Source organism: Pseudomonas sp. DCB_BI, from assembly GCF_026240995.1.
Taxonomy (GTDB): domain Bacteria; phylum Pseudomonadota; class Gammaproteobacteria; order Pseudomonadales; family Pseudomonadaceae; genus Aquipseudomonas.
Genome location: NZ_JAPFCG010000021.1, coordinates 117,600 through 127,557 on the forward strand (window position 1 = coordinate 117,600; position 9,958 = coordinate 127,557).

Annotated in this window: 11 protein-coding genes; 7 read left to right on the forward strand and 4 right to left on the reverse strand. The window is 65.1% G+C overall.

The genetic code is table 11. The features are described from left to right. Window positions 1-8 precede the first annotated feature (8 nt). Genes OO258_RS21705 through OO258_RS21720 form a run of 4 tightly spaced genes read right to left on the reverse strand, consistent with a single transcriptional unit; the run spans window position 9 to window position 3,457 of the window. Complete coding sequence (locus OO258_RS21705; protein WP_266032455.1) at window positions 9-2,045, reverse strand: methyl-accepting chemotaxis protein; 2,037 nt, start codon at window positions 2,043-2,045, stop codon at window positions 9-11. A gap of 47 nt (window positions 2,046-2,092) precedes the next feature. After that, window positions 2,093-2,647 (reverse strand): chemotaxis protein CheW, encoded by a 555-nt coding sequence (locus OO258_RS21710; RefSeq protein ID WP_110746515.1) that lies wholly within the window; start codon window positions 2,645-2,647, stop codon window positions 2,093-2,095. Continuing rightward, window positions 2,644-3,009: a twitching motility response regulator PilH gene (gene pilH / locus OO258_RS21715; RefSeq protein WP_110746513.1), complete on the reverse strand. Its 366-nt coding sequence runs from the start codon at window positions 3,007-3,009 to the stop codon at window positions 2,644-2,646. Before pilH ends, OO258_RS21710 begins: the two co-directional genes overlap by 4 nt. Window positions 3,010-3,055: 46 nt before the next feature. Then, window positions 3,056-3,457: a response regulator gene (locus OO258_RS21720; protein WP_110746511.1), complete on the reverse strand. Its 402-nt coding sequence runs from the start codon at window positions 3,455-3,457 to the stop codon at window positions 3,056-3,058. Between the two features lie 252 nt (window positions 3,458-3,709). Between OO258_RS21720 and gshB the strand changes: the two genes are divergently transcribed. From gshB to OO258_RS21755, 7 genes are all read left to right on the forward strand, one after another. Beyond that, window positions 3,710-4,663 (forward strand): glutathione synthase, encoded by a 954-nt coding sequence (gshB, locus tag OO258_RS21725; protein WP_266032426.1) that lies wholly within the window; start codon window positions 3,710-3,712, stop codon window positions 4,661-4,663. A 91-nt stretch (window positions 4,664-4,754) separates the two neighbouring features. Beyond that, a complete protein-coding gene (locus tag OO258_RS21730) occupies window positions 4,755-5,660 on the forward strand; it encodes an energy transducer TonB (RefSeq protein ID WP_266032429.1) in 906 nt (301 codons plus the stop codon). A gap of 165 nt (window positions 5,661-5,825) precedes the next feature. Next, complete coding sequence (locus OO258_RS21735) at window positions 5,826-6,395, forward strand: YqgE/AlgH family protein (protein ID WP_266032432.1); 570 nt, start codon at window positions 5,826-5,828, stop codon at window positions 6,393-6,395. Beyond that, complete coding sequence (ruvX, locus tag OO258_RS21740; protein WP_110748630.1) at window positions 6,395-6,820, forward strand: Holliday junction resolvase RuvX; 426 nt, start codon at window positions 6,395-6,397, stop codon at window positions 6,818-6,820. Before OO258_RS21735 ends, ruvX begins: the two co-directional genes overlap by 1 nt. A gap of 49 nt (window positions 6,821-6,869) precedes the next feature. Beyond that, window positions 6,870-7,388 carry a bifunctional pyr operon transcriptional regulator/uracil phosphoribosyltransferase PyrR gene (gene pyrR, locus OO258_RS21745; protein WP_266032435.1) on the forward strand — a complete coding sequence of 173 codons (519 nt, stop codon included), beginning with the start codon at window positions 6,870-6,872 and terminating at the stop codon, window positions 7,386-7,388. Between the two features lie 12 nt (window positions 7,389-7,400). Continuing rightward, window positions 7,401-8,405 carry an aspartate carbamoyltransferase catalytic subunit gene (locus OO258_RS21750; RefSeq protein ID WP_003257774.1) on the forward strand — a complete coding sequence of 335 codons (1,005 nt, stop codon included), beginning with the start codon at window positions 7,401-7,403 and terminating at the stop codon, window positions 8,403-8,405. Next, window positions 8,402-9,673 (forward strand): dihydroorotase, encoded by a 1,272-nt coding sequence (locus OO258_RS21755; protein WP_266032439.1) that lies wholly within the window; start codon window positions 8,402-8,404, stop codon window positions 9,671-9,673. Before OO258_RS21750 ends, OO258_RS21755 begins: the two co-directional genes overlap by 4 nt. Window positions 9,674-9,958 lie beyond the last annotated feature (285 nt).

Here is a 9,958-nt window from a genome sequence, read left to right on the forward strand (position 1 = left end):
GGCACTCCTCAGCGCGGCTCTTCGGTTGGGCTCTGCAGTGGTGGCAGGGTGAAGCCGGACACCGAACGGCGCATCTCGCTGGCCATGCGCGCCAAGTGGCGGATGCTGTCTGCGGTGGCACCGGAGCCAGCGGAGGTCTGCGCGGTAATCTGCTGGATCACCGCCATGGTGTGGGAAATCTGCCCGGCCGACGATGTCTGCAACTGGGCGGCGTCGGAAATGCTGTGGATAAGGTCAGCGAGGTTCTGCGATACGCCTTCGATCTCGGCCAGCGCCACCCCCGCATCCTGGGCCAAACGCGCGCCGCGCACCACCTCGGCGGTTGTCTGTTCCATGGAGATCACCGCCTCGTTGGTATCGGCCTGGATCGTGCGCACCAGCGCCTCGATCTGGCGGGTGGCCGACGACGAGCGTTCGGCCAGGCGCTGCACCTCGTCGGCAACCACGGCAAAGCCGCGCCCGGCTTCACCGGCCAGGGAGGCCTGGATGGCTGCATTGAGGGCGAGGATGTTGGTCTGGTCGGCAATGTCGTCGATCAGGCTGACGATATCGCCGATTTCCTGGGACGACTCGCCCAGGCGCTTGATCCGCTTGGCGGTGTCCTGAATCTGCTCGCGAATGTTGTCCATGCCGTTGATGGTGTTGTGCACCACCTCGTTGCCCTTGTTGGCGATGGCCACCGAGCGCTCGGCCACTTTGGCTGACTCGTAGGCGTGCGCAGAAACCCGGTCGATCGACTCGACCATGTCGCCGACCGCCTCGGACGCCTCGCTGATCTGTTCGGCCTGGTGCTCCGAGGCCTTGGCCAACTGCCGTGCGGTGTTCTGCGTGTCCTGCACGGCGGCGGCAACCTGCACGGCGCTGTGGTTGATGGTGGCGACCAGGTCGCGCAACTGGTCCACGGAATAATTGATCGAGTCGGCAATGGCGCCGGTGAAGTCTTCGGTTACCGAGACGGTCACGGTCAGGTCACCATCGGCCAGTTCTTCGATTTCGTCGAGCAGGCGCATGATCGCCTGCTGGTTGCGTTCGTTCTTTTCCGCGGTCTCGCGCAACTGGCGGTTGGTGGTGCGTACCATGACCAGGCCGATGAGAATGATCGAGGCCAGCGCCAGCAGGCCCAGTGCGTAGCCGCCGACGGTGTCGAGAGTGCGCCCACCGGCCAGGTTCTCGAAACCATTGGCCAGGTGCGAGGCCTCGTCGAGCAGGGTCTGCGACAGGCTGAAGATGTTGCCTGCGGCCTCCCGCACACGGAACAGCTCTGGCGAGGTTTCGAGGATTTCGTCCACCGAACCGGCAACGAACTGGAACAATTCGGCGATTTCGGCCAACCGCGCACGGGCGTCGGCATCCTCCACACGGGATATCTGGATCGCCGGATCGCCGTTGAGCATGCCCTCCAGCACCTGACCAAAGCGCCCGGCATCGCGGCCAAAGGCGTCGGCTGCCTGCGCGGCCGCGTCATCACCGGCCAGTACGGTATTGACCGACCCGAGGATGCGCTCGGCCAGCAACAGCTGGCGCTGGGCCACCGCCACCTGGTTGGCGGGTGCACCGCTCTGCAGCAGTATCTCGACCACTTTTTCATATTCCACCTGCAACTGCGGCACGGTCTCGGCCAGGGTCGCGGCCACCTGGTGCAGCGACAGCACAGTCTGCTCACTGGCCAGGATGGTGTCGGTGTTCTTGCGCAGGTTTTCCCAGTCGCGGCGCACCGCTTCCATCTCGTCGCGCACGTTCGGCGGTGCGGCAGGCAAGCCGGTGGACGGGTCACCCTGGCGCAGGTAGCCCCAGCGCCGCTCGAAGTCGTTGCGTGCATCCGACAGCAGCTTGAACGCCAGGGCCTTGCCGGTTGCCGCCTCGGTGGCGTTCTTGGCAATACGCTGCGACAGCACGCGCAGTTCGCCAGCATGGCCGATGTACTGCTTGTCGTAGTTGGACTGGGTGTTCAGATAGGCGAAGTTGGCGAACAGCAGGATGATCGACAGGATCAGGATAAGGAACAGCACGGTGATCTGCGCGATGCTGCGGGTACGTGGGGTCACGGTGGTAGCTGTGACGGGGGCGGCAGGCTTGTTCACGTTCGCATGTCCTATAACGCCACATCGAGAAAGCCCGGCGCCTGGGCCAGGGCGAAGGGGCTGAAGATCGCCCAGTTGCGTTCACGCGGGAAGTGCCCCTGCACAAAGCGCGCAGCGGCGGAGATCAGTGGCTGTGGCGGCGACAGCTGCAGGCTGTCCAGGGCAAAGTGCTGCAGGCCGAGCACCTCGTCCACCAGCAAGCCGACGAACAGGTCGTCGTGGTCCAGCACCAATACCCGACGCTGCTTGCCCGGGGCAACGTGGCCCAGGCCGAAGAAGCTGCTCAGGTCCATCACCGGCAACAGCCGGCCCCGCAGGTTGGCCACCCCGCATACCCAGGGCTGTACACCGGGAACGCGGCTGCTGCGTGGCTCGCGCAGCACCTCAGCCACTTCGCCCATAGGTGCGACGAACCACTGCCCGGCAATACGAAAGCCGATGCCGCTCCACTGCTGCAGGCGGTTGTCCTGCGGCGGCTGGTCAGCCACCAGCAAGCGGCAGCGCCGGTCGATGTCCAGCAATAACTCGAAGGCGGTCAACGACGCGCCCTGCGGGCGGGTGGTCAAGCCCCCAGCACTTCTTTGAGCTTGGCGATCAGCGCGTGTTCTTCTACCGGTTTGGTGAGGAAGTCACGGGCGCCCTGGCGCGTGGCCCAGATCCGGTCGGTTTCCTGGTCCTTGGTGGTAACCACGATCACCGGGATGGCGCTGGTTTCCGGGTCCTTGCTGAGCTGGCGGGTAGCCTGGAAACCGTTCATGCCAGGCATGACGATATCCATCAGTACGGCATCAGGCTTGTCCTGCCGGGCCAGGGCCACGCCATCGGCACCGTTGCTGGCCTTGAGCACCTGGTGGCCGTGCTTTTCCAGCCACTCGGTCAAGCGGTACATCTCTGTCGGCGAGTCGTCGACAATCAGAACTCGGGCCATGCTGGTTCCCCATCAGGAAGTAGGACCGTGCCATGGCGGGGCGCGGTCAGGGTGCGTGTTGTTGAGGTGCGGCAAACCCGGGCACATGGGCACGGATCGCGTCGAGCAGTTCTTCCTTGCTGAACGGTTTGGTCAGGAACTGATCGGACCCGACCACCCGGCCGCGGGCCTTGTCGAACAAGCCATCACGCGACGACAGCAGGATCACCGGAGTGTCCTTGAAGGCGCTGTTGTGCTTGATCACCGCGCAGGTCTGGTAGCCGTCCAGGCGCGGCATCAGCACATCGACGAAGATGATGCCCGGCTGGTGGTCGACGATCTTGGCCAGGGCATCGAAACCATCGCTGGCCGTGATCACTTCGCAGCCCGCTTCACCGAGCAACATCTGCGCGGTGCGGCGGATCGTGCGCGAATCGTCGATCACCATCACCTTCAGGGGTTGTTCCATCACTTGGGCTACCGTCGCTGTTTATGCCGAAATCGTGGGGCCGCTGCGCGCCCTATCGCGACACAAGGCCGCTCCCGAACAGATCGCGCGCCCCTCTGGGCCTGCTGCACAGCGCTATGACTGGCATTTTTAGCACACTCCGGGTGAGCGTTCCATCTGCGCCGCCCCTTGACCAGCGGCGTTCACAGCGCCACCCTGAGCCACTTTTCTTTCGATCCATCGCGGCCACCTGCCGCCAAGAGGAACCACCCCATGAGCGTTCGCCTCGGCATTGTCATGGACCCCATCGCGTCCATCTCCTACAAGAAGGACAGCTCGCTGGCCATGCTGCTGGCCGCCCAGGCACGCGGCTGGAGCCTGTTCTACATGGAACAGCGCGACTTGTACCAGGGTGAAGGCAAGGCCCGTGCGCGCATGCGCCCGCTGAAAGTGTTCGCCGACCCCAGCCGCTGGTTCGAGCTGGGCGAGGAGCAGGACAGCACCCTGGCCGAGCTGGATGTGATCCTGATGCGCAAGGACCCGCCGTTCGACATGGAGTTCGTCTACAGCACCTACCTGCTGGAACAAGCCGAGAACGACGGCGTGCTGGTGGTGAACCGCCCACAAAGCCTGCGTGACTGCAACGAAAAACTGTTTGCCACGCTGTTCCCGCAGTGCACGCCGCCAACGCTGGTCAGCCGTCGCCCGGACATCATCCGCGAGTTCGCAGCCGCGCATGGCGATGTGATTCTCAAGCCATTGGACGGCATGGGTGGCACTTCGATTTTCCGCCACCGGGTGGGCGATCCCAACCTGTCGGTGATCCTCGAAACCCTGACTGCATTGGGCGCCCAACAGATCATGGCCCAAGCCTATCTGCCGGCGATCAAGGACGGCGACAAGCGCATCCTGATGATCGACGGCGAGCCGGTCGACTACTGCCTGGCGCGCATCCCGGCCAGCGGCGAAACCCGAGGCAACCTGGCCGCCGGCGGCCGTGGCGAAGCGCGCCCGCTGAGCGAGCGTGACCGCTGGATCGCCGCCCAGGTCGGCCCGACCCTGCGCGAGAAGGGCCTGCTGTTCGTTGGCCTGGACGTGATCGGCGACTACCTCACCGAAATCAACGTCACCAGCCCTACTTGCATCCGCGAAATCGACAACGCCTACAACACCGATATCGGTGGCAAGCTGATGGACGCCATTGATCGACAGCTGAAGGCGCGCTGACCGGCAACGCGCGGCACAATCACAGAGTGGGGTATGATGCGGGTCCTATTTACCTGACCCGCTGCCCCGCCCAGCGGTTGCTGGATACCTGATGACGCTGCCCGCTGACATCCCCTCCGACCTGCTGCCACCCCGCGTCCGCCCGATGGACAGGCTCGGCTTCACCTTGTTCCTGGCTGCCCTGGTGCACCTGGCGCTGATCCTTGGCGTCGGTTTCAGCGTGGTCAAACCGGCCGAAATCCGCCACACCATGGATATCACCCTGGCCACCTTCAAGAGCGAGAAGCCGCCGGAGAAAGCCGACTTCCAGGCCCAGGACAACCAGCAAGGCAGCGGGACACTGGACAAGAAGGCGGTGCCCAAGACCACCGAGCTGGCGCCGTTCCAGGACAGCAAGATCAACAAGATCACCCCACCGCCCGCCGCGAGGCCCGAGGTGGTGCCACCGCCAACCCCACAGAAGTCGGCGGTAGTGACCACAGCACCGAAGGCGCAAAAGGTCGAACCCAAGCCTAAGGAAAGCAAACCGCAGCCCAAGCCGGCCGCACCCGCGCCGGACTTCGACAGCTCACAGTTGTCCAGCCAGATCGCCAGCCTGGAGGCGGAGCTGTCCAATGAGCAGCAGATGTATGCCAAGCGCCCGCGCATCCACCGCCTGAATGCCGCCTCGACCATGCGCGACAAGGGTGCCTGGTACAAGGAAGAGTGGCGCAAGAAGGTCGAGCGGGTCGGTAACCTGAACTACCCCGACGAAGCCCGTCGCCAACAGATTTACGGCAACTTGCGCATGATGGTGTCGATCAACCGGGATGGTTCACTGTACGAGGTGCTGGTGCTGGAATCATCGGGGCAGCCAGTGCTGGACCAGGCGGCGCAGCGTATCGTGCGGTTGGCGGCCCCCTTTGCACCGTTTACCGGGGACATGGCCGAGTTTGACCGGCTGGAGATCATCCGCACCTGGCGCTTTGCCCGTGGGGACCGTTTGTCCAGTAACTGATTGTTGCTTTGGGGGTAGGGCTTTCGGTATGGGGCGGCGCGGATATCGAGCGCCGCGCGGGCGGCGCTCGATCTCGAAGGCGCCAAAAACCTCACGACAAGCACCAACCAGACGACACAAATCCGCACCTTGTCAGCCTCGCCGCCTGGCGCCACACTATCCCCCATGAAAACCCTCGCCCCGAGCTACCTCAAGCACCAGTTCCTGATCGCCATGCCGCACATGGCCGACCCGAACTTTGCCCAGACCCTCACGTACATCGTCGAGCACAATGAGCATGGCGCCATGGGCCTGGTGGTCAACCGGCCACAGGAACTGAGCCTGGCCGACATCCTCGAGCAACTGCGCCCGGACGAAATGCCGCCGGCCAGCACTTTGCAGGTGCCTATCTACCAGGGAGGCCCGGTCCAAACTGACCGCGGCTTCGTGCTGCACAGCAGCGAATGCAGCTTCCAGGCCACCGTGGCCCTGGAAGGGCTGTCACTGACCACTTCGCAGGACATCTTGCTGGCCATCGCCGCCGGCGTAGGCCCGAAGCAATGCCTGATCACCCTCGGCTACGCCGGCTGGGAAGCCGGTCAACTGGAAGCGGAGCTGGCCGATAACGCCTGGCTTAACTGCCCGTTCGACCCGGAAATCGTCTTCGGCATGGCCAGCGACCTGCGCCTGGAAGCTGCGGCTGCCAGCCTGGGCATCAACTTGCACCTGCTGACCAGCCAGGCGGGCCACGCCTGATGGCCGAGCTACGCCTCCTGCTGGGCTTCGACTATGGCAGCAAACAGATCGGCGTGGCCGTCGGCCAGGTAATCACCGGCCAGGCGCGTGAGCTGTGCACGCTGAAGGCACAGAACGGCGTACCAGACTGGGCTCAGGTCGAAAAACTCATCAATGAGTGGAAACCCGATGCCATTGTCGTCGGCCTGCCGCTGAACATGGACGGCACGCCCAGCGAAATGAGCGCCCGCGCCGAAAAGTTCGCCCGCCGCCTGAACGGCCGCTTCAACCTGCCTGTGCACACCCACGACGAGCGCCTGACTACCTTCGAGGCCAAAGGCGAGCGCCTGGCCCGCGGCGGCCAGCGCGGCAGCTACCGCGACAACCCGGTCGATGCCATTGCTGCGGCCCTGCTGCTGCAAGGCTGGCTGGAGGCCAACACCTGATCATCTTTGCCGCCGGGCCCGCCCGGCGCACCCTTCCGAGGAGCCCGCAATGAGCCTACCCAACCCCGCCGAGCTGATCCGGCAGATGGCTGTCGACCTTCGCGCCCACCTGGCCCGCCGCAACATCAGCGAGCCCCGCTACATCGGTATCCGCACCGGCGGCGTCTGGGTTGCCCAGGCCCTGCAGGAAGCCATGGGCGACACCAGCCCCATGGGCACCCTGGACGTGTCTTTCTACCGCGACGACTTCAGCCAGAACGGCCTGCACCCCCAAGTGCGCCCGTCCGAACTGCCGTTCGAGGTCGAGGGCCAGCACCTGGTGCTGGTGGATGACGTGCTGATGAGCGGTCGCACCATTCGCGCAGCGCTCAATGAACTGTTCGATTATGGCCGCCCGGCCAGCGTCACCCTGGTCTGCCTGCTGGACCTGGATGCCGGCGAATTGCCGATCCGTCCGAATGTGCTCGGTGCCACCCTGTCGCTCGCCGCCCATGAACGGGTAAAATTGACCGGACCCGCACCGCTCGCCCTCGAGCGCCAGGACCTCGCCTCCGCTTCCGCCCTTTAAGAGTCCCCCGCGATGACGCCAATCGACGCCAAGCGCCCGCTGCAGCTCAATGATCAGGGCCAGCTGCGCCACTTCCTCTCGCTCGACGGTTTGCCCCGCGAACTGCTCACCGAGATCCTCGACACCGCCGACTCCTTCCTGGAAGTCGGTGCCCGGGCCGTGAAGAAAGTCCCGCTGCTGCGCGGCAAGACCGTATGCAACGTATTCTTCGAAAACTCGACCCGCACCCGAACCACTTTCGAACTGGCGGCCCAGCGCCTGTCAGCCGACGTGATCAGCCTGAACGTGTCGACCTCCTCGACCAGCAAGGGCGAAACCCTGTTCGACACCCTGCGCAACCTGGAGGCCATGGCCGCCGACATGTTCGTCGTGCGCCACTCCGACTCGGGCGCTGCGCACTTCATCGCCGAGCATGTATGCCCGGAGGTTGCCGTGATCAACGGCGGTGACGGCCGCCATGCACACCCGACCCAGGGCATGCTCGATATGCTCACCATCCGCCGCCACAAGGGCAGCTTCGAGAACCTGTCGGTGGCCATCGTCGGCGATATCCTGCACTCCCGCGTGGCCCGTTCCGACATGCTCGCGCTGAAAGCGCTGGGTTGCCCGGACATCCGCGTGATCGGGCCGAAAACCCTGATCCCGATCGGCATCGAGCAATATGGCGTGAAGGTCTACACCGACCTCGCCGAAGGCCTGAAAGACGTCGACGTGGTGATCATGCTGCGCCTGCAGCGTGAGCGCATGGCCGGTGGCCTGCTGCCCAGCGAAGGCGAGTTCTACCGCCTGTTCGGCCTGACCACGGCGCGCCTGGCCGGGGCCAAGCCCGATGCCATCGTCATGCACCCGGGCCCGATCAACCGTGGCGTGGAAATCGAGTCGGCGGTGGCCGACGGCAAGCACTCGGTGATCCTCAATCAGGTCACCTACGGCATCGCAGTGCGCATGGCCGTGCTGTCCATGGCCATGAGCGGGCAGAACGCGCAACGTCAATTCGACCAGGAGAACGCCCAGTGACCATCAGTATTCTCGGCGCCCGGGTCATCGACCCCAAAAGCGGTCTGGACCAGGTCACCGATCTGCACCTGGACGGTGGCCGCATTGCCGCGATCGGCACCGCCCCGGCCGGGTTCAGCGCCAGCCGCACGATCCAGGCTGATGGCCTGGTTGCCGCGCCTGGCCTGGTAGACCTTGGCGTGTCCCTCCGCGAGCCGGGCTACAGCCGCAAAGGCAACATCGCCAGCGAAACCCGCGCCGCCGTGGCTGGCGGCGTTACCAGCCTGTGCTGCCCACCGCAGACCAAGCCGGTGCTGGACACCTCGGCAGTGGCCGAACTGATCCTCGACCGCGCCCGCGAGGCGGCCAACAGCAAGGTCTACCCGATCGGCGCCCTGACCAAAGGCCTGGAAGGTGAGCAACTGGCCGAGCTGGTGGCCCTGCGTGACACGGGTTGCGTGGCCTTCGGCAATGGCCTGAAGGAAATCCCCAACAACCGTACCCTGGCCCGCGCCCTGGAGTACGCGGCTACCTTCGACCTGACAGTGGTGTTCCACTCCCAGGACCGCGACCTCGCCCAAGGCGGCCTGGCCCATGAGGGCGCCATGGCCAGTTTCCTCGGCCTGCCGGGCATCCCGGAAAGCGCCGAGACTGTGGCCCTGGCGCGTAACCTGCTGCTGGTGGAACAGTCTGGCGTGCGTGCGCACTTCAGCCAGATCACCAGCGCCCGTGGCGCGCGACTGATCGCCCAGGCCCAGGCACTTGGCCTGCCGGTGACCGCTGACGTGGCGCTGTACCAGCTGATTCTCACCGACGAATCGCTGCGCGAGTTCTCGAGCCTGTACCACGTGCAGCCGCCGCTGCGCACTGCTGCCGACCGTGACGGCCTGCGCGAGGCGGTGAAGTCGGGGGTGATCCAGGCGATCTCCAGCCACCACCAGCCGCACGAGCGCGACGCCAAGCTGGCACCGTTCGGTGCCACCGAGCCGGGTATCAGCAGCGTCGAGCTGTTGCTGCCACTGGCCATGACCCTGGTGCAGGACGGCCTGCTCGACCTGCCAACCTTGCTGGCCCGCCTGAGCAGCGGCCCGGCGGCCGCCCTGCGCCTGCCGGCGGGCGAGCTGAAGGTGGGTGGCGCAGCTGACCTGGTGCTGTTCGACCCGCAAGCCTCGACCGTGGCTGGCGAGCAGTGGTTGTCGCGTGGCGAGAACTGCCCGTTCATCGGCCACTGCCTGCCGGGTGCGGTGCGTTATACCTTGGTCGATGGGCATGTTTGCCACGAGGCCTGAGTAACGTCTGTGGGAGCGGCCTTGTGTCGCGAAAGGGCCGCAAAGCGGCCCCAGCAATCTATCCATGATGCCGAGATCCTGGGGCCGCTGCGCGGCCCTTTCGCGACGCAAGGCCGCTCCCACATTGACCGCGTACAACCTTGAGCCTGCACCAACCATTCATCGGCCACTGCCTGCCGGGTGCGGTGCGTTATACCTTGGTCGATGGGCATGTTTGCCACGAGGCCTGAGTAACGTCTGTGGGAGCGGCCTTGTGTCGCGAAAGGGCCGCAAAGCGGCCCCAGC